General features: G+C 63.6%; 18 protein-coding genes. 13 read left to right on the forward strand and 5 right to left on the reverse strand.

What is annotated here, in order from left to right; translation table 11 throughout:
* Positions 1–106: 106 nt before the first annotated feature.
* Positions 107–1,225: an alpha/beta fold hydrolase gene (locus AABA84_RS15925; RefSeq protein ID WP_338312479.1), complete on the reverse strand. Its 1,119-nt coding sequence runs from the start codon at positions 1,223–1,225 to the stop codon at positions 107–109.
* A gap of 16 nt (positions 1,226–1,241) precedes the next feature.
* Entirely contained in the window at positions 1,242–1,868 is a 627-nt protein-coding gene (pncA, locus tag AABA84_RS15930; protein ID WP_338312480.1) for a bifunctional nicotinamidase/pyrazinamidase, read from the reverse strand.
* A 271-nt stretch (positions 1,869–2,139) separates the two neighbouring features.
* Here pncA and glk point away from each other — a divergent pair, with 271 nt between their 5' ends.
* The 3 genes from glk to AABA84_RS15945 all read left to right on the forward strand — a co-directional run bounded on the left by glk (position 2,140) and on the right by AABA84_RS15945 (position 3,793).
* Positions 2,140–3,141, forward strand: coding sequence for a glucokinase (glk, locus tag AABA84_RS15935; protein ID WP_338312547.1), 1,002 nt, complete (start codon positions 2,140–2,142; stop codon positions 3,139–3,141).
* Positions 3,142–3,290: 149 nt separating this feature from the next.
* Positions 3,291–3,494, forward strand: a complete 204-nt coding sequence (locus AABA84_RS15940; RefSeq protein WP_028136378.1) for a hypothetical protein — start codon at positions 3,291–3,293, stop codon at positions 3,492–3,494.
* A gap of 143 nt (positions 3,495–3,637) precedes the next feature.
* Positions 3,638–3,793 carry a hypothetical protein gene (locus tag AABA84_RS15945; protein WP_212249447.1) on the forward strand — a complete coding sequence of 52 codons (156 nt, stop codon included), beginning with the start codon at positions 3,638–3,640 and terminating at the stop codon, positions 3,791–3,793.
* A gap of 178 nt (positions 3,794–3,971) precedes the next feature.
* On the opposite strand, the gene AABA84_RS15950 is transcribed toward AABA84_RS15945, so the two are convergent.
* Positions 3,972–4,349: a response regulator gene (locus AABA84_RS15950; RefSeq protein WP_338308166.1), complete on the reverse strand. Its 378-nt coding sequence runs from the start codon at positions 4,347–4,349 to the stop codon at positions 3,972–3,974.
* Positions 4,350–4,460: 111 nt separating this feature from the next.
* Positions 4,461–5,243, reverse strand: coding sequence for a Spy/CpxP family protein refolding chaperone (locus AABA84_RS15955; protein ID WP_212249449.1), 783 nt, complete (start codon positions 5,241–5,243; stop codon positions 4,461–4,463).
* Between the two features lie 468 nt (positions 5,244–5,711).
* Between AABA84_RS15955 and AABA84_RS15960 the strand changes: the two genes are divergently transcribed.
* The 6 genes from AABA84_RS15960 to AABA84_RS15985 all read left to right on the forward strand — a co-directional run bounded on the left by AABA84_RS15960 (position 5,712) and on the right by AABA84_RS15985 (position 11,853).
* Entirely contained in the window at positions 5,712–7,052 is a 1,341-nt protein-coding gene (locus AABA84_RS15960) for an ABC transporter substrate-binding protein (RefSeq protein WP_212249450.1), read from the forward strand.
* A gap of 147 nt (positions 7,053–7,199) precedes the next feature.
* A complete protein-coding gene (locus AABA84_RS15965) occupies positions 7,200–8,138 on the forward strand; it encodes a carbohydrate ABC transporter permease (protein WP_212249451.1) in 939 nt (312 codons plus the stop codon).
* Complete coding sequence (locus AABA84_RS15970) at positions 8,138–9,049, forward strand: carbohydrate ABC transporter permease (protein WP_212249452.1); 912 nt, start codon at positions 8,138–8,140, stop codon at positions 9,047–9,049. Before AABA84_RS15965 ends, AABA84_RS15970 begins: the two co-directional genes overlap by 1 nt.
* A gap of 6 nt (positions 9,050–9,055) precedes the next feature.
* Positions 9,056–10,156: an ABC transporter ATP-binding protein gene (locus AABA84_RS15975; protein WP_338308165.1), complete on the forward strand. Its 1,101-nt coding sequence runs from the start codon at positions 9,056–9,058 to the stop codon at positions 10,154–10,156.
* Between the two features lie 34 nt (positions 10,157–10,190).
* Positions 10,191–11,180: a hydroxyacid dehydrogenase gene (locus AABA84_RS15980; protein ID WP_338312481.1), complete on the forward strand. Its 990-nt coding sequence runs from the start codon at positions 10,191–10,193 to the stop codon at positions 11,178–11,180.
* 163 nt (positions 11,181–11,343) lie between these two features.
* Entirely contained in the window at positions 11,344–11,853 is a 510-nt protein-coding gene (locus AABA84_RS15985) for a hypothetical protein (RefSeq protein ID WP_338312482.1), read from the forward strand.
* Positions 11,854–11,915: 62 nt separating this feature from the next.
* Here the strand turns inward: AABA84_RS15985 and AABA84_RS15990 are convergent, their stop codons facing one another.
* Positions 11,916–12,413, reverse strand: a complete 498-nt coding sequence (locus AABA84_RS15990) for a DUF1993 domain-containing protein (protein WP_212249708.1) — start codon at positions 12,411–12,413, stop codon at positions 11,916–11,918.
* Between the two features lie 126 nt (positions 12,414–12,539).
* Between AABA84_RS15990 and AABA84_RS15995 the strand changes: the two genes are divergently transcribed.
* From AABA84_RS15995 to AABA84_RS16010, 4 genes are all read left to right on the forward strand, one after another.
* Complete coding sequence (locus tag AABA84_RS15995) at positions 12,540–13,319, forward strand: transporter substrate-binding domain-containing protein (RefSeq protein ID WP_212249456.1); 780 nt, start codon at positions 12,540–12,542, stop codon at positions 13,317–13,319.
* Between the two features lie 247 nt (positions 13,320–13,566).
* Positions 13,567–14,442, forward strand: coding sequence for a DUF2147 domain-containing protein (locus AABA84_RS16000; RefSeq protein ID WP_338312483.1), 876 nt, complete (start codon positions 13,567–13,569; stop codon positions 14,440–14,442).
* A 327-nt stretch (positions 14,443–14,769) separates the two neighbouring features.
* Entirely contained in the window at positions 14,770–17,682 is a 2,913-nt protein-coding gene (locus AABA84_RS16005) for a PAS domain-containing protein (protein WP_338312484.1), read from the forward strand.
* Positions 17,679–19,256: a CHAT domain-containing protein gene (locus AABA84_RS16010; protein ID WP_212249459.1), complete on the forward strand. Its 1,578-nt coding sequence runs from the start codon at positions 17,679–17,681 to the stop codon at positions 19,254–19,256. Before AABA84_RS16005 ends, AABA84_RS16010 begins: the two co-directional genes overlap by 4 nt.
* Positions 19,257–19,258 lie beyond the last annotated feature (2 nt).

Consider the following 19,258-nt stretch of genomic DNA (forward strand, 5'->3'; position numbering starts at 1 on the left):
TCGACCGGGTCCCGTGCAGGCCATCCGCCGTCATGCATAACGGATTTGCGCCTTGGTCTGCCCAGCGCCTTGGTCTGTCCAGCGCCTTGGTTTTGCCTTGGCGAGCTCAGGCGCTGCGGGCCAGCACGCCGGACAGATCGTCGCGCAGCCACGCGGCGATCCGCGGCCAGGCGTGCGCGTGGGTGCGCGCGCCCATGAACAGGCCGAGGTGATTGCTCGGCTCGGACGCCGCCGCAATGAAGGCCGGCGGCGTGCCGAGGAGACCAGCGGTGGCGAGCGCCTGCGCAGCCGGCACGACCTCGTCGTCGAGCCCGGCCAACAGGAAGACGGGCGCCTTGACGTCCCTCGGATCGACCGTGCGGCCAAGAGCTATGAAGCTGCTGCCGGCGATCTGGTTCTCCCGGAAAATCCGGTTGACGATCTCCAGATAATATTTGCCCGGCAGATCGAGCGTCTCGGCGTTCCAGCGGTCGAAACGCGCGAGCAGCGCCGCGCCCTCCGCGTCCGACAGGTCTCTCTGCAATGCCGTTACGATGTCGTCGCTGTCCGGCGCCTTGGACCAGAAGCGGAGCATCTCCTCACCACGGACATTGCCGCCGCCGCGTGCGACGAGCTGGTCATAGACCATCTCGGGCGCGTTCCGGGTGAGCCGGCACAACGAAGACTCAATCGACAGATCGACGGGAGCACCGACCAGCACCAGCCGCCGCACCTTGGCCGGAAAGCGCGCCGCATAGAGCAATGACAGCCAGCCGCCCTGGCACAGGCCGACCAGATCAACCGGCGCGCCGATCTCATCGATGGCGACGTTGAGATCGCCGAGATAGCTGTCGATCGAAAGATAGCGCATATCCGGCGTCGCCGACCGCCAGTCGGTGAGATAGACCCGGTCGATGCCGCCGGTCTGCAGGGACTGCACCACGCTGTGGCCGGGGGCGAAATCGGCGATCAGGGCCCGATGCAGCGCATAGGGCGCGCAGACCAGCGCCGGCTGGCCGGACCGCGTCTGCGAACAATCGCGCAGACGCATGGTCGCGAGCTCGAGCGCCACGGTGCTCGGCGTCGTCCAGGACAGAGTACTGTCGTCCTGCTCCGCCGGTCCGCGCTCCAGCCACCAGAAGCAGCTGTCCATGGCGAGGCGCGCCGCTGCAAACGGCCACAGCAGCGGGTCGTCCGGGACGGGCTTCTGTGCACCGCTCTGTTTACCGGGCTGCTGCTTTACCATCGCTATCTCACGATCGTCACAGGAACGCCTCCAGGCTCACGATGGAGATGCCGAGGTCCCGAAAACTCCGATGGGTCGCGGCGACAGAGCCGTCGAGATCGATGCCGCGGCAGGCGTCCTCGATGACGGCGACCTCGAACCCTGCCTTGCGGGCATCCTCCGCCGAGAAGCGAACGCAGAAATCGAGCGCGAGGCCGGCGACGAACACGGTCTTCAGCTCGCGTTCGCGCAAATATCCAAGCAGGCCCGTCGGCGTCCGCTTGTCGTTCTCGAACAGCGCCGAATAGGAATCGATGCCACGGCGAAAGCCCTTGCGCACCACGAGGCTCGCCCTGGCGACGTCAAGCTCACGATGGAACTCCGCGCCCGAGGTCCCCTGCACGCAATGCGCCGGCCAGAGCACCTGGGTGCCGTAGTCGAGCTCGATGGTCTGGAACGGCTGCTTGCCCGCATGGTTCGGCGCGAACGAGACGTGGTCGCGCGGATGCCAGTCCTGGGTCAGCACCATATTGGCGAATTTTTGGGCGATTCGGTTGATGGCGGGGACGACCTTCTCGCCGCCGGGAACGGCGAGCGCCCCGCCGGTGCAGAAATCGTTCTGCACGTCGATCACCAGCAGCACGTCGCGGTCGGAAATCTTCATCGGCGGTCTCGTTCGATGTGCCCGGCGCGCCGGCACCGGACAAGTCCCCTTAGTGTCGGCCTTCCCGCGCGGCTTCGCAACTGCTGGCGCAGAGCGAAGCCCCGCGCGAATTGGCCATGGGAAGCCCGCCAGGATGCAACGGTTTGGCCTCGTCCGTGTTGACTAGGCGCACCCAAGGGCGGATTCTCGCCCTGTCCGTGACTGCGCGGATCGGGTCGAAGGAGTGGAGGACAGGGTTGCCGCGCCGCAAGGCGACGGCGGCCACGAAGTCATGAATATCGGCAAGACAGGACAAATTCTTCTCGCCGATATCGGCGGCACCAATGCGCGCTTCGCGCTGATCCGGAGCGAATTGGGCCACGGCGATTTGGGCAACGGCGACCAGACCGGACCGATCGACTATGTAAAGGTCGCCGACTTCCCGACCGTCCGGGAAGCCATCGCGGACGTGCTGGCGCGCCGGTCAGGCGGCGAGCAGCCGCAAAGAGCCGTACTGGCGGTGGCGGGTCCCGTCACCAACAACCGCTGCGTCATGACCAACAGTCCCTGGGTCATCGACGGCAACGAGCTGCAGCCGGCTCTCGGCTTCGACAGCGTCCATGTGCTCAACGATTTCGAGGTGGTGGCATGGTCCCTGCCCGCCTTGCAGCCTGCGGATCTGATCCCCCTCGGCGGACAGGATGGCCTGCCCGGAGAGCCGTTGCTGGTGGTCGGACCCGGAACCGGCTTTGGCGTCTCATGTCTGGTCGAACGCCATGGCGCGCGACTGGCCGTCGTCACCGAAGCCGGACACGCGACCCTGCCGGCGGAGAACGAGCGCGAGGAACGCGTGATTGCGTGCTTGCGCCGACGCCTCGGTCACGTCTCCATCGAGCGCGGCGCGCTCTCGGGTTCCGGATTGCAGAGCCTCTACGAAGCCTTGGCCGAGGTTGACGGCGCGCAGGTGCCGCATCGGGATGCCGCCGCCATCACCAAGGCCGCCCTGGAGGACAGTTGTCCCGTCAGCCGCGCGACGCTGGAGATGTTTTGCGCCATCCTTGGCTCGGTCGCCGGCAATCTCGCGGTGACGTTCGGCGCCCGCGGTGGCGTCTACGTCGCCGGCGGAATCGTGCCGCGCTTTCCCGACTTCCTTCTCGCCTCCGCGTTCCGGGCGCGCTTCGAAGCCAAGGGGCGCTTCCAGGATTATTTGCGCAACATCCCGACCAGGCTCGTGACCAAGCCAGATGCGAGCTTCGTCGGCCTGAAAATGTTCGCCGACTCCAATCCGAACTGAAGTTCCGTTGTCCTTCCTGCTCACGGTTCCAGTCATGCACAGCTGATTGCCCCGCGCGCGCGGTTTCAGGCATGAACGCGCTTGCCTGCGTGTTCCGGATGAGAAACAATCCTACCGTGTGTGTGTGGCGTAGTTGCGGGGGGCGTGACATGCGTAAGCAGGATTTGGGTTTCGACTATCACCGCTATCACCGCCTGCTGAGCGAGGCGGATGACGAAGACAAGCGGCTGGCCCTGATCGACCTGCTGATCGAGGAAAAGGCGCGAGACCGGCTCGCCGCTCAGCGCGCTTCGGATCGCGCGGCCATGACGGCCCACACCATCGCCAGGGTGCTGAAGAACGGCCGCAACTGAGACTTGCAATCCATCACGGAGAGCTGCGAACGCGAGATTTGTTTGCGATTTCGTTAACGATGCCTCGCAATCCGACGTCAAACTTTTTGCTCTAGGGTTCCCTCACCTGATCCAAGTCAGGGTCAACAAAGGGGGCAATGAACATGAGCATGATTTCGCTCGCCGCGATGCCGGCCGTCGTCGAAACGCGTTTCGCTGATTCTTCCTTCAAGACCATCTTGCTGTTCTGCTGCACGGGCCTGGTCGCTTCGTTCGGCCTGATGGCGCACGGCATCGACCTCGGCGCCGGCCTGATCTGAGACCCGCGACAAATTCCGTCGCCAAATGGCCGCCCCCGACGGGCGGCCATTTTCGTTGGCTATCCCAGCGCGGCGTCTTCGCCGTCGCCAGCGCGGCGTCTTCGCCGTCGCCAGCGCGGCGTCTTCGCCGTCGCCAGCGCGGCGTCTTCGCCGTCGCCAGCGCGGCGCCTCGCCGTCACTAGTGCGGCGATTTGACCGAGGCTTCCGGAAACATGGAATCGATCATCGCCTTGAGCTGATCCATCGCGATCGGCTTGCGCAAGATCGGCCTGCGCCGGAGCAAGGACGGCAGCAATTCCGGACCGTAACCCGTGGCGAACATGAACGGCTTTCCGCGACGTTCGATCAGGTCGGCGACGGGATCGACGTAGACGCCCATCAGATTGATGTCGAGGATGGCCATGTCGTATTGCGCGGTCATGGCGAACGCGCTTGCGTCCCGGACATTGTCCGCTTCCGCGACGACGTGGTGGCCGAGTTCCACCACCATGTCGGCGATCATCATCCGGATCAACGCCTCGTCTTCGACCAGGAAAACGGAGAGTCCGTCCGCCATATCACCCCCGCAGTCAGCTTGCGAAGATAATCATACCTCAATCCCGGAGAGGGTTCACGAATTCGTGGCAGGCGCCGTTAATTCGAACGCGCCCGATCCGATTCAACTTGATCAATCCAATCCTCGCTCGTGGCTCAGACGCACCATCTCCTGAATGAAGACCTGCTTCTGCTTGTCATCGAGGCTTGAAAAGAGCGGCTCGGCGGCGTCGGCGACATTGCGCTGGTCGGCGGCGCGGTCGATCAGAAACTGCGCCTCGTTGCGCATTTGCTCGATGATGTCGTCGGGCGGATCCCGCTTGGCGCGCGCAACCCGCAAGTTGAGCCGCTCTGCACCATTATGCCCAAGGTAGTGCATTGCGCTCGAGAAGCCGTACCAGTGCTTCTCCTGATCAGCCGTGAGGTTCAGCTGGGTCTTGATCCGGTCGATATAGGAATCGCTGTTGGCGACGATCTGCTCGGCGGACTGCTGCGGCGCTCCGGTCTGGGTGAGCACGGTGACATCTTTATTGTCCTTGCCTTGCGGTGCGTTCTTGGCCTCCTTGCTCGCCTTGGCGCCCTTGCCGGCTTTGGCGCCCTTGGCATCCTTGTCCTTGGCCGCGCCCTGCTGCTTGGCATCCTTGCCAGCATCCTTGGCAGCCGGGGCCTGATTGCCATTGTTGTTGCCGACGCCGAGCACGCCGGTGAAAACGCCGACCACGCCGCCGATTGCGCCGCCGAGCACGCCACCGACCGGACCTGCCGCCTTGTTTCCGGCCGCCGCGCCGTCCTGAACGCCTTTGACCAAACCCTGAGCATGGGCCACTGCGGCCGCGCTGAGCAGCAGCGTAAGCACGGCCCCCAGCGCGAGCCATCGCCGCATGTGAAGCCGCGCTGACGGCGCCGGGTTGATCATTCTCGTCTCCATCGTCGAACTGACTGGCCTGTTGGGGCGGTGCACCCGCCAGCTGCAATTCTATCGTTTCCGCCGCTTCGCGGTCCAGACGCAGCCAAGTGCTGTCCACGCCCGAAAAGTCTTTCGCGCGAAGCGGTTATGCAGGCTTATTCGAAACTGCGGCGTAATTGCGCACGGATCGTTCCAGGCCGGTTCACGCAACGTGTGCGTCGCAAAACAAGCGACCGCAGCTCACCCACCGGCACAGCGCTGCCGCGTTCCAGGACGCAACGTTAGTTCTAGCTGCGAGCCGTTCGGCTTTCTCGACAGACGCGGTCAATCATGATCTGATCGCGCTACCAATTTGCTGCGGTCTGCGTGAATTGTTCACCTGGGCCGACGGCATCAATAAGAAAATCCAACAACAAGAATTCGGAAAAGAAGTCTTAGAGGAAACTCCAACAACAAACACCCAGGCGAGGAAACGAGATGTCACGCAAGACACTGACGCGACGTCAATTTGTGGCTGCCACTGCAATGTCCTCCGCGGCGCTGATCTCGGCGCCCTATGTTCGGGGCGCTTACGCCGCCGGCAAACTCTCGATCGGCTTCTGGGACCATTGGGTGCCAGGCGCCAACAAGGCCTCGACCGATCTCGTCAATGAATGGGCGGCGAAGGAGAAGGTCGAAGTCTCGATCGACTACATCACCAGCAACAACAAGAAGATCGAGCTGACCGCCGCGGCCGAAGCGCAGGCCAAGTCCGGGCACGACATCCTTCAGATGCCGAGCTGGTGGCCGCAGGCCTATTCCGAGAATCTCGAGCCTCTCAACGACATCATGGAGCCGCTCCTCAAGCAGAATGGCGACGTGAACGGCACGGTCAAATATCTCGGGCAGTCGGGCGGCAAATGGCTCGCGGTGCCCGCGACACCCGGCAGCCAGATCAAGGGCCCCTGCTCCCGCATCGATCTGATGAAGAAGCATGCCGGCATCGACGTGCAGGAGATGTACCCGGCCGGCGCCCCGCCCAAGGCGGACAACTGGACCATGGAGACCTTCCTGAAGGCAGCCGAGGCTTGCCAAAAGGCCGGCTTCGCGTTCGGCATCGGCCTCGGCGAGACCACCGACAGCGTGGACACCGCCGGCGCGATCTTCCAGTCGTTCGGCGCCGAGCTCGTCAACGCCAAGGGCGACATCACGGTGAAGACCGATCAGGTTCGCCAAGCCATGGAGTTCTACAAGAAGCTGATCGCGTTCCTGCCGCCGGATGCGCCGTCCTGGGACGACGCGTCGAACAACAAATGGCTGATCTCCGGCCGCGGCGCGATGATCCTGAATCCGCCAAGCGCCTGGGCCGTTGCCAAGCGCGATGCGCCGCAGGTCGCCGAGCAGTGCTGGACGCACGGCTTCCCGTCCGGTCCGAAGGGCCGGTTTGCGCCGTACCTGCCCTACTTCTGGGGCGTCTGGAGCTTCGGCAAGAACAAGGAGGCGGCCAAGAGCCTGCTCGTTCACATGTCCTCGCCATCGTCGATTGAGAAGTTCGTCGCGGTGAGCGGCGGCTATGACCTGCCGGCCTACGCGAACATGACCAAGTTCAAGACCTGGGCGGAGGAAGGACCGCCGCAGGGCACGCTCTATCACTATCCGGATCCGCACAAGCACCAGACCCTGTCGATCGCGGCATCGCCCGCTCCGCCCAAGATTGCGCAGCAGATCTACTTCCAGGCGACGCTGACCAAGATGGCGCTGCGTTTTGCGCGCGGCGAGACCATGGATCAGGCCCTCGCCTGGGCCGAGGGCGAGTGCGAAGGCTTCATGCGGAGCTAGCCGGGGTGTGCCGGGCGGCTCACGCCATCTGCGTGAGCGGCCCGAATCCCGTCATCGGATTCGCACGGCCGGGAAGCCGACCTCAATGGCCGGCTTCGCGGTTGGACAAAGAAGTAGATCCAATAGAGCTGACTTAAGGAAGCTGAGATGGCCGATGTCGTCGTCGAGCAAGGTCGCATCGTCCGTGCAGGGGGCGCGCGGAAGAGAACAAGCCTGCGCAACGCGCTCGGGCGGAAATCGACGGTGGCGTTCTTCCTGACGCTGCCGCTGATCCTTCTGATCGCCCTGCTCGTGCTCTACCCGGCCTTCTACTCCGTCTATCTCGCGACGCTGAACAAGGCGATGACGAAGTTCGTCGGCCTCAGCAACTTCACCTTCCTGTTCAAGCGCGAGACGTTCTGGATGGTGGTGCGGCAGTCCTGCATCTTCGCCATCACAGCCGTGGTCTTCAAGGCGCTGATCGGTTTCATCGTCGCGCATTTGGTCCACAACATTCCGGGCAAGAAACAGCGCAAGTGGCGCGGCATGCTGCTGGTTCCCTGGGTGATTCCGCCCGCGATGAGCACGCTGGCCTGGCTGTGGCTGTTCGATCCCTCCTACAGCGCCTTCAACTACACGCTGTCCTTCTTCGGCGTCGGTCCGATCCCTTGGCTCGGCGACACCTTCTGGGCGCGCTTCTCCGTCATCCTGGTCAACGTCTGGTACGGCGCGCCGTTCTTCCTGATCATGTACCTCGCCGCACTGAAGTCGGTCCCCGAGCAGCTCTACGAGGCCGCGGCGATCGACGGCGCCAATTGGTGGCAGCGGATCTGGTACGTCACGCTGCCGATGATGCGCAACATCATCGCCATCACGACGCTGTTCTCGCTGATCGTGACCTTCGCCAATTTCGACATCGTGCGCATCCTGACGTCAGGCGGCCCGCTCGATACGACGCATCTGTTCGCCACCTGGGCGTTCCAGGTTGGCATTCAGAGCAGCGATATTCCGCTCGGCGCCTGCGTCTCCCTGTTCATGGTGCCGATCCTCGCCGTCGCAGCGATCTTCATCCTGCGCGATGTCAACAAACGCGGGAACGAAGCCTGATGAGCACGCTTGCAATCGACAAGGCCGGCCCCTCCCGCAAGGTCAAATACGGCAGCATGAGCCGCGACCGCACCTGGGCGCTACGCTGGTCCTATTTCTTCCTGGTGCTGTTTGCGATCTTCTTCCTGACGCCGCCGATCTACATGCTGATCACCTCGCTCAAGAGCAGCGCGGAAATATCGGCAGCAACCAATCCCTGGTGGGTATTCCATCCGACGCTGGCGAACTATGTCGAGCTCCTGAGCTCGAACCAGTTCCTGCGCTTCTTCTGGAATTCGTCGATCGTGTCGATCGTGGTCGTCATCATCACGATGCTGATCAGCATCCCCGCGGCCTTCGCGCTGGCGCGGATGAAGTTCTGGGGCTCGGCGACGCTGGCCACCGGCGTCTTCCTCACCTATTTGATCCCGGACAGCCTGCTGTTCATACCGCTGTTCAAGACGCTCGGCCTGGTCCAGGATCTGACCGGCATCACGCTGCTCAACAGATGGTACGTGCTGCTGTTCATCTATCCGACGCTGACGGTGCCGTTCTGCACCTGGATCATGATCGGCTATTTCGCCTCGATTCCGAAGGAGCTCGACGAGGCCGCCCTGATCGACGGCGCCTCGTGGCTGCAGACGCTGACGCGGATCTTCATCCCTGTGGCGCTGCCCGGCCTGATCGCCGCGACCATCTTCGCCTTCACGGTGTCCTGGGCGCAGTTCCTCTATCCCCTGGTGTTCACGACGTCGATCGACCAGCTCGTCTTGCCGGTCGGCATCACCACCACGCTGATCAAGGGCGACGTCTTCAACTGGGGACAGATCATGACCGGCGCGCTGCTCGGCGCGGCGCCGCCGCTGATCATCTACGCCTTCCTGATGGACTACTACATTGCCGGCCTGACCGCCGGTGCGACAAAGGGTTGATGTCTCATGGCTGACGTTGCTTTGCGGAAAGTGGTTAAGCGTTACGACGATGTCGAAGCCGTGCGCGGCATCGACCTGGATATCGCCGACCACGAGTTCATCGTGCTGGTCGGCCCTTCCGGCTGCGGCAAGTCGACGACGCTGCGGATGATCGCGGGGCTCGAGGACATCAGCGACGGCGACATCATGATCGGGGGAGACGTCGTCAACGACGTGCCGCCGAAAGACCGCGACATCGCGATGGTGTTCCAGAATTACGCGCTCTATCCGCACATGACGGTCGCCGAGAACATGTCGTTCGGGCTGCGCCTGAAGCACTATCCGAAGGCCGAGATCAAGGCACGGGTGACGGAAGCCGCCCGCCTGCTCGACATCACCGACCTGATCGACCGCAAGCCGAAGCAGCTCTCGGGCGGCCAGCGCCAGCGCGTGGCGATGGGCCGGGCCATCGTGCGCAACCCGAAAGTCTTCCTGTTCGACGAGCCACTGTCCAATCTCGACGCCAAGCTGCGCGTGCAGATGCGGATCGAGATCAAGAAGGTGCACCAGAAGGTGCGCACCACCACGGTCTACGTCACCCACGACCAGGTCGAGGCGATGACACTGGCCGATCGCGTCGTGGTGATGAACAAGGGAAAGATCGAGCAGATCGGCACGCCGAACGAGCTCTACCACAAGCCCGCGACGCGCTTCGTCGCCGGCTTCATCGGCTCGCCCGCGATGAACTTCCTGCCGTGCCGGCTCGAGGACGTCGGCGGCACGCTTCAGATCCGCCTCACCGACCGCATCGCCTTTCCGCTGCCGCCGGCCCGCGCGGCGCGTTACAACGCGCTGCCGCGCACCGACAAGCTGCTGCTCGGCCTCCGGCCCGAGCATCTCACCGAGTCGCATGCGCATCTGGAGCCGGGCGTCGAGAGCTTCGACACCGTGCTCGACGTCACAGAACCGATGGGGATGGAGACGCTGGTCTATTTCGGGCTCGAGGGCACGCCGGTCTGCGGCCGCGTCAATCCCAATGCCGGCGCCAAGGACGGGTCACCCATGCGTTTGGCGATGGACCTCAATAACATGCACCTGCTAAACGAGGCGACCGGCGTCGTGTTGTGACGCCGGTCCAAGAAACTCGCGCAGGCAGGGGACGATGGCGACCAACAAGAAGAAGATTTTCGTTACACAAACTTTGTCGCAAGGGGCACGCGCTCTCCTCACCCAGCGGGACGATATCGAGCTCGTCGAGTTTGCGAATCTGATCTCGGCAAAGGACTTCGAGGCCTTGCTGAAGAGCCATGCGCCGGTCCACGGCGTGGCGCTCGGCGCGACCGCGTTCGGCGAGACCGAGCTCGAGGCGTCCAAGGACATGAAGGTCGTGACCCGCATCGGCGTCGGCTACGACGCTGTCGACGTGCCCGCTTTGTCCCGCCGCAAGGTGCCGCTGATGGTTGCGGGCAGCGCCAACTCGCCCTCGGTCGCCGAGCAGGCGCTGTTCATGATGCTGACGCTGGCCAAGCGCGCGAACGAGTTGCACGCCTGCGTCAAGGACGGCAAATGGGCCGACCGGCTCGGCATGCTGCCGTTCGATCTCTACGGCAAGACCGTGCTGATCATCGGCTTCGGCCGCATCGGCACCCGTACCGCCAAGCGGTGCCTGGCGATGGAAATGACCGTGCAGGTCTACGATCCCTACAAGCCTGCCGCCGAGATCAAGGCCGCCGGCTGCGAGCCCGTCACTGACCTCGACGCCGCGCTGCCGAACGCCGATTTCGTCACCATCCACTGCCCGAAGACGCCGGAAACGGTCGGCCTGTTCGATGCGGCGCGGATTCGCCGGATGAAGCCGAAATCCTATCTCATCAACACCGCGCGCGGCGGCATTGTGAAGGAAGCCGCGCTGTACGACGCCCTGGTCTCCGGCAAGCTCGCCGGCGCCGGCATCGACGTGTTCGAGGTGGAGCCGCCGCCGGTCAGCAACGCGCTGTTCGCGCTGCCCAATGTCATCATCGCCCCGCACGTCGCCGGCGTCACGGTGGAGGCGGTGAGCCGCATGAGCGAGCAAACCGCGCGCAATATCCTGAGCGTGCTGGACGGCGATCCCATCCGGCAGAACATCATCAATCAGGACGTGCTGGCTTGAACAAGCGAGGGCGGGCGGATAGCCCGCCTTCGGAAGGCCAGAATGCGTCCCATTTTGGTGCAGATCGAGCCCCAACTCAGCCTTAATCAAACGCGCGTAATAAGACCGGCCGCGGCGGCAGTGGGACAGACTAGCCGGCCGCGTCGAGCTGGAGGATGGACCCTTGTCAGAGATCGACCCGACCGACCACGCGCTGGCGACCATCGCCAGCATCCTGGAGCACCCCGAGCCCGTCCTCGTCGTCCGCCACACCGAGACTGAAATCGTGGTCGCCGGCGAGCGTGAGCATCTGGCTTCCGACGAGCAGGCGGTCATCGACGAACAGGCGGTCATCGACGAACAGGCGGCTCTCGACGAGCATCCGGTCGTCGAGGAGCAGCCGCTGGTGCCGGAGCACACCGATGCCGACGGCTACAGCAAGATCGGGCCCGGACCCATGGTGGCGATCCGGCTCAAATGGACGGTCCATCGCGGCGATGACGGCCAGTACTACGTCCACGAGACCATCGGCGAGCAGTCCGCGCCCGTGGTCAGCGGCCCCATGACGAGCGAGGCCGCGGTGCATTTCGTCGACGTCCAGGAGGACGAGGCGAACAGGCGCTTCGAGCAGCTGCGCAGCGAGATCGCCGGCCGCAGCTCGCTCGCCGATTACGAGCGCAAGGGCGAAGCCTGAGGCCACAGGTCGAAATTCTCCACCTCTCCCCGCCGGGGAGAGGTGACATCGCGCCTCGGCAACTACTTCCTTCCCAGATAATCCTTCTTCACGAGCTCGACGCCTGCATGCCGCAACAGGTCGTAGGCGGTCGTGACGTGAAAGAAGAACTGCGGGACACTGAACGTCAGCAGCAGCGCTCGCCCGGTGAAGGGCAGCTCGGTCCCGTTCTTCAGCCTGAAGAAGACATTCCGTTCCGCCGCCGCATCGATCTCCGTGCGCGGCAGGCTTTCGATGAACTCGATCGAGGTCGCAATGCGCGCCTGAAGCCCGGCCATGTCGTGCTCCAGCGCCGGCAGCGCCACCGGCTCGAGCTCCGCCAGCAAGGCCGGGGCGACCACGGCATGCCGGCAGGCCTCGCCGACCTGCTGCGCCAGATCGTACATGTTCGGGGCCAGCCGCATGCCGAGCAGAACGGCCGGATTGAACTTGCGGGTCTCCGCATAGGCCACGCCCTTGTCGAGCAGCCCCGACAGATTGCGCAAATGCGGCACGAAGAGGCCGACCGAGGCCTCGTACATCGAGATCGTCACGTCAAGATTCCCTTCAATTCCATCTCGCCAGCGACTGGCATCTGGTCTAAATCCACCCCTCAAGAGCTGCACAATGACAGCTCGCGCAGGGGTGGAGAAGAGATGATCGTTCGAATGGCTGTTCGAATCCTGGCGGCTGCGGCCGTGGCGTTGCTGGCAAACCTTCCGGCTCACGCCCAGCAGGCGCCCTCGCGCCTCGACGAGATCGTCAAGCGCGGCACCTTGCGCGTCGGCATGACCGGCGACTACAAGCCCTTCACCTATCTGGACAAGGCGACGCAGCAGTTCAGCGGCTTCGATGTCGACATGGCGGAGGCGCTCGGCAAGGCGCTCGGGGTCAAGGTCGAGTTCGTCCCGACGGCCTGGCCGAAGCTGATGAAGGATTTCGAGGCCGACCAGTTCGACGTCGCCATGGGCGGCGTCTCGGTCACGTTCGACCGGCAGAAAAAGGGATTCTTCTCGACGCCGATCATGCGCGAGGGCAAGACGCCAATCACGCGCTGCGCCGACGTCGGCAAGTACCAGACGCTTCCTGATATCGACAAGAAGGGCACCCGCGTGATCGTCAATCCCGGCGGCACCAACGAGCGCTTCGCGCGCGCCAACATCAAGGACGCCGAGATCAGCGTCTTCTCCGACAACACCGTGATCTTCGACGAGATCGCCAAGGGCAACGCCGATCTGATGATGACGGACGCCTCCGAGACGCGCTACCAGCAGAAGCAGCATGCCGGCGTGCTCTGCGCGGTGCATCCCGAAAAGCCGTTCGACTTCTCCGAGAAGGCCTATTGGCTCCAGCGCGACATGGCGCTGAAGGCCTTCGTCGACCAATGGCTGCACATTTCCATGGAAGACGGCAGCTACAAGAAAATCTACGCCGCCTGGTTCGATTAGAGCGTTTCCGGACGAAGTGGGTACCGGTTCGCGCGACGAGAGCCCCGTTCCGATTGCGTCGGAACTGAATAGGCTCCAGCCGCGTCCTCCTGTCGCTTGCCCCCGCCAAACTTTGGACCGGCTGTTGGCCTATTGAACCCGAAACCGCAGGACGACGACTCATACCGTGACAGTGATCTAGATCACTTTTTACGATCGAGCCGGCGCGTAAGCGTCGGTGCGGGGACCACCTGTTCAGGAGATGGAAATGAGGAAGCTGTTGGCCACGGCCGCATTCCTTTTGGCGAGCACCGCTGCGCAGGCGCAGTACACTTTCGAATATGGCGGGCGCACCATCCGCATCGACCCGGACCGCGGCACCGTCCAGATTCCCGGCGTGTACGACAACACCGGCCAGGGCAAGGCGAAGAAGGCCAAGAAGAACGAGACGGGTCCGGGCCAGCAGGCACCGCAGCAAGCCACCGTCGAGCCGCAAACGCCGGCTGCTCCCGCTCCTGCGCCGGTCGCCCCGCCGCCAGCGGCTGCGCAGGCGCCTTCGCCTGCCCCCGCCGCCGTAGCACCCCCGCCGCCCGCTCCGCCTCCGGCCGCGACCGCCAGCAATGCGCCGGCCGAGACTGCCGTGTCGCCGCCGCCCGCGCCCTCTCCTCCGGCCCCTGCGCCGGTCGAGCAGCAGGCAGCGCCCGCCGCGCCGCCGCCGGCCCCGACCGTGGCTGCCGCAGCCCCGGCTGCGGCCCCGCCTCCACCGCCCGCACCGGCCCCAGCCCCCGTTCAGGCCGCCGCCGTCGCTCCACCAGCTCCTGCGACCGCGCCCACGCGCGATCTCAATTCACCGCTCGGCGTCTGGCTCACCGAGGAGAAGGAAGGCAAGGTCCGCATCGAGCAATGCGGCACCAATCTCTGTGGCTATTCGGTCGACGGCAAATCGAACCAGAATGGCGAGCAGGTTCTGATCAACATGAAGCCCAGCAAGGAACAGAAATGGTCCGGCCGCATCCTCGATCCGAACTCCGGCTCGACCTACGATTCGACGATCGCGATGAAGGGCACCGACCGCCTGCGCGTGCAGGGCTGCGCCTTCGGCGGCATGTTCTGCGGCGGCCAGACCTGGACGCGCGTGAACTGAGCGGCGCTGATTGCACGTGAGCCGACATGGCGCAGGTGGGCTGACGCATTTTCGCTGCGCCACCTGCAATCGATGATCCGACTGCCGGGATAGTCGTCGCTATCCCGCCGGGGCCTCGTGCCGTACGACCGCTCGATTCAAATGCCCCCACTGTGAGCCATTTCATACTCTGCCCGCTCTCGCTGCTTCTAGTCTGGATTGATCGCCAGACTATTTGCGACCTGCGTACGACGCAGTCGGCGCCGTTTCGCCGAGATTGAGTAGACCGAAACGAGTCGTTTCCCGATCCTTTCGGCGCCTTTAGTTGCGTAAGCGAGCGAGGTTGTTATGGAGGAACTCCGTGCGACGCCATCGCTGGTCTCAGGTGACTGGGGCTCCGGCTTGTTGATGTCGGAGGAGAGCATACGACGCCATGTGATCGGCGCGCTCCGAAGTCGGCAGACAAGCCTGACGACCGCGCTGCAGCCTCTGGTCAACGAGCAAGCGCGGATGCTCGTTTCGGAGTTTGGTTTCGACGCCGAGACCGTCGGCAAAATCCTGCAATCGCAAAACACCATGCTGAGCGTATTGTCGGATCGGTATGACGCGCTTGATGAAGCCGCACATTACAGCGAGATTCCCTTCGTCGAACTGGCGAACGACGGCCGTATCGTCTATTCGAACGCGGCATTCGACAAGCTCATTCCCGGCAGGCGCGGCGCTCCCTTCTCCGGGTTGTTCGGATCCCGTGCAGCCGATGTGTGCATGGCCCTCCGGGCAAATCACAACACGAGCTTGCGCGCAGACATCCAGACCGACGAAGCGGTTCGTCAGGTCAGAGTCGAGATCGGTCCGCTGCGCGACGAAGACGGAATGCAGGGCAATTATGCACTTCTTCTCGACCAGAGCGCTGAGCAGAGCCGCCTCGATGCCTTGCAGGATGGCGTGCTCCGCACCGACCTGACAGGCAAGATCCGGTTCGCGAACGAGCGCGCGGTGCAGGTTTTGGGCTTCTCGGAATCAGAGCTCAAAGAGATGTCGCTCTCCCTCGTATTCGGACCCGAGGACGAGGGAGCGACGGACCCGTTCGCCGAATGGATCACCGAGCAGACGGGCTTCTCGAGCTTCGTCAGGCTCCGCCCGAAGGACGGTCGTTCTGTTCTGGCAAGGGTCAGCGGAACCCCCTACATGGAAGCACCGAATAGCTCGGCCGGGTTATTGGTGCTGTTCGCGCCTCTGGCCGAAGATCGCGCCCGTCGCGAGCTCAAGACGATTCTGGCCGAGCACGATGATCCGCAGAAGATCATCGAGGCGACGCTTCAGGTCATCGGCAAGGTCATCCCATTCGAAATGAGCACGTTCGGGGTCTACAACGATCTCAGCGATTACTGGCGAGCGGTCACTGTCTTTCCACGACCCAGCTGGGAGTGGAGCACGCGTTGGTTCAAGGTGCCGCCCGGCGTGATCGATTGGCTCGAGCAGGGCAAGACGTGGGACAACAATCTGGCCGCGTTCGTCGAGCGCCTCAACCCGGAGGAAATGGACAACCCGGTGAGCAAGGCCATCATCGCCGACGAATTCGAGTCGATGCTCGTATTGCCGATTCGGAAAGCCGGAGGCCGGTTTGGAAGCTCGCTGGCTCTGCTGTCCCGCAAGCACAAATACACGGCCTCGGACCTGCGGACGCTGCAAAATCTCGGCGTCGAGGAGATTTTGCAGGCCGCAGATGCCGCCATGGAACATGCCCAGGCACGCGCCTTGCGCAAACTCAAGGACGATCTGAACAAGGCCGCGAGCGCACGCGCCATCGCTGAGCTGCTGGCCAAAGGCACCACGAAATGCCTGGGCTGGGAATATGTCGGCGTGTTCCGGGTCGATCGCCGCCGCAGCAAGTTCGTGCTGGTCGCCGAGCACGTCAAGAACGACCGAAACCTGCTCGTGAAAGCGCCTGACCGCAAGGCCGAATACACCCAGGAGCTGTCCAGCGGCATGCTCGGCAGCTGCCTGGCCGAGCGGGACATCCTGGTTGTTCCTGACATCAGCGATACCGAGCGCAACTACGGCTTCATCAAGACCGCACCCGATCAACGATCGGCCATGACGGTCCCCCTGTTCGTGAATGGCAAGATCGAACTGATTCTGGACATGGAATCATCGGAGCTCAACGCGTTCCGTGGGCCTGATCGGGACGCTGCAAGTGGCCTCGCCGCCGACTGCGAACAGATCTTTGCGGCTCGCTGGCACGAGGCGATCGAGCACGCGCTCATGGACAGAATCGAGCAGGCGGCCGTCATCGTCGACGCCGTTGGGACCATCTGCCACATGAATGGTGCCGCGGAGAACATCTTCGGCCAGGCGCGTGACAAGAAGCTCTCGTCGTTTGGCGCCCGGAACGAAGATTCCATGCAACTATCGGAATGCGGGATCCAGCACCGTCTTCACATCCACCTGACGATCGGCGACGCACCGCGCACCGAGCTGACGACTCTCGCAAATCGCGAGCCGTTGAATGACGACTATGGTCATCAACTCTGGCTGTTCACCAGCCTTGCCGACCAAAGCCGGGAGAGCGACTGGGGCTATCTGGAGGAGACCGTCACGGCCGTTGCGCGCGAGACCCGCGCCCCACTGTTGATGGCCGATGGCCTGCTGCGCGGCGCAGCGTCGCTCCTGAGCAAGCCAGACCTCATGCGAAATTGCGCCGGCCTGCTCGAGCAGGCCGCCAACCACCTGCTGAGGGCCGACCTGACTTTCGAACGTCTGTCCGAGCGTCTTACCGTTCAGCAGACGCCGCAGGAGGTGCCCGAGCTATTCGACGTAGTGGACGTGCTCTATCACGAGGTCGAGGGCCTCCCCGTCGAAGACCGTGACGCGATCAATCTCATCGACGAGATTGCGACACGTCGTCCTCTGTGGGTCAAGGGGTGGACGAAGAGGTTGAGCTTTGCGTTTCGCTCCGCCCTCAGCTCCCTCCTGCTGTTGCGCATCACGCCGAACGACCGATTGACCGTGACGATTGCCGAGCGGCCGCCGCATCACCTCTCGGTGTCCATGCGCCTGCCCGCCACGAGCGTCGACACCCTGGCTCCGTCTGCAGCGGACCCGATCGAGCAGAGCCAGCACAGGGCACGGCAGATGGCCAGCATCGCGATCGAGGCGATACGCAAGGCTGCCGAGCAGCACGACGGCACTCTGGTCGAGTTGGACGGCGCGGGATTCGAATTCAACCTGCCATTGTGCGCGCAGGAGGCCCCGGTATGACAGCAAAGATTGCCATAGCCACCGCCGAACCAAACATGTTCGAGACGCTACGGGGACATCTGCTCGCGGCAGGAGTGGCCCTGGAGGACTTGTACGACAAGCCTCTGATGACCCCCGACCAGACCAGCGAGTGGCTCATCGCGAATGAGACGGAATTGCTCGTGCTCGACGCCCGGCTGCCGACTGACCCCAGCGCCGTATACGACACACGCACAACTCTCGGCGCGAAGCACGTCCTCAACACCGTCGTCTTGGCCCAGGACCCCCACACCTCCGTGCTGGTCATCGCACCCTCGTTCGGGACCTGCGCGGACCTGGAGGAAGAGTGCAGAGCAGCAGGCAATGCGTTGATCCTGCCGATGGACGCGCTGCAGCTGCACCGGCATCGGATCTTGCGCCCGTTCATTGCGATCCTGACCGGGCATCCCGACGAGACGAATGCGATTCCGGGCGCATTCCGCGTCATCGAGATCGAGATCCACAGCGCCAAGGTGGAATGCCGGCTCGGAACGGGTGAGGACGGCTCCCCGATGCTTCGCTGGAACACCATCAGCGATCTCGATGACCTCAAATCTGCCGCTCAAACCTACGCGCGCGACGAGATGCCGCTGAACAATTGGCTCGGCCAAACGCGGGACATCGGGACCCGCTTGTTCAAGAGCTTCGTCGTCAAAGCGATCGGCGAACATCTGTTCTCGCAGATCGAGAAGTCCGCCGGCGGATTGGTGGGACTGTCGTTCCGGTTCGTCATCAGCGACGCCGGCTTCTATCCGGTGCCCTTCGAGGCGAGCGTACGTTATCTCTCGGAGGAGAATGGGCCATTCGTGCTGCTCTATGCACCGATTGTCCGGCGCATCCCGTCCTTTGTCCGCGGAAGGGCCAGCGAGCGGGCGCGGATCAAACCGGGCGCAAAACTGATGTTCGTTCGTTCACAGATCGGCGAACACCCCGATATGAAGCTCGACAGCGCGATCTGCGCCGGCAAGAAATTCGACAAGCTTGGCAATATCGACACCGAACTGGAGCATGTGAAACAGCTGGGTGCCGCGGGCTGTTTCGATTTGAAGATCGTCAACTTGTCGGATGCCCCTCCGGGCGAGGCCGCCCCCTATCTGCTGAAGCAGCTCGACGCGTTTCGGCCGACCATTCTCCACTACGCCGGTCACGCCTGGAGCGACGGCCAGCAAACCGCGACCCTCGTGCTTCCCGGACTGCAGCCGGAGCAAGCGGTCGGCTTGAAGCTCGACAGGGTGGCGGCCTCCGACGGCCTTTCAGCGACGACTCTGGTCTACCTCTCGGCCTGCCGTGGCATCTCGAAGGGCTGCGTTCAGCAACTGGTGATGAACGGGATTCCCTACGCCTTGGGCTTCCGATGGAATGTCGAAGACGAACGCGCGCCGCAGTTCGCCAGGGAGTTCTATGACGAACTCCACAAGACGCGGTCCGTTTGCGTCGCATTCCGGAAAGCGTGCCGCGCATCGTGGGAAAGCCTGAACTACGACGAAGAAAGTCCGATCTGGCTTTCGCCGATCCTGCTGGCGCAGTCGACCGATTGGGCAGCACGCTGCCAGTGAGC

It is taken from the genome of Bradyrhizobium sp. TM239 (assembly GCF_036247985.1).
Classification (GTDB): Bacteria; Pseudomonadota; Alphaproteobacteria; order Rhizobiales; family Xanthobacteraceae; genus Bradyrhizobium; species Bradyrhizobium ottawaense.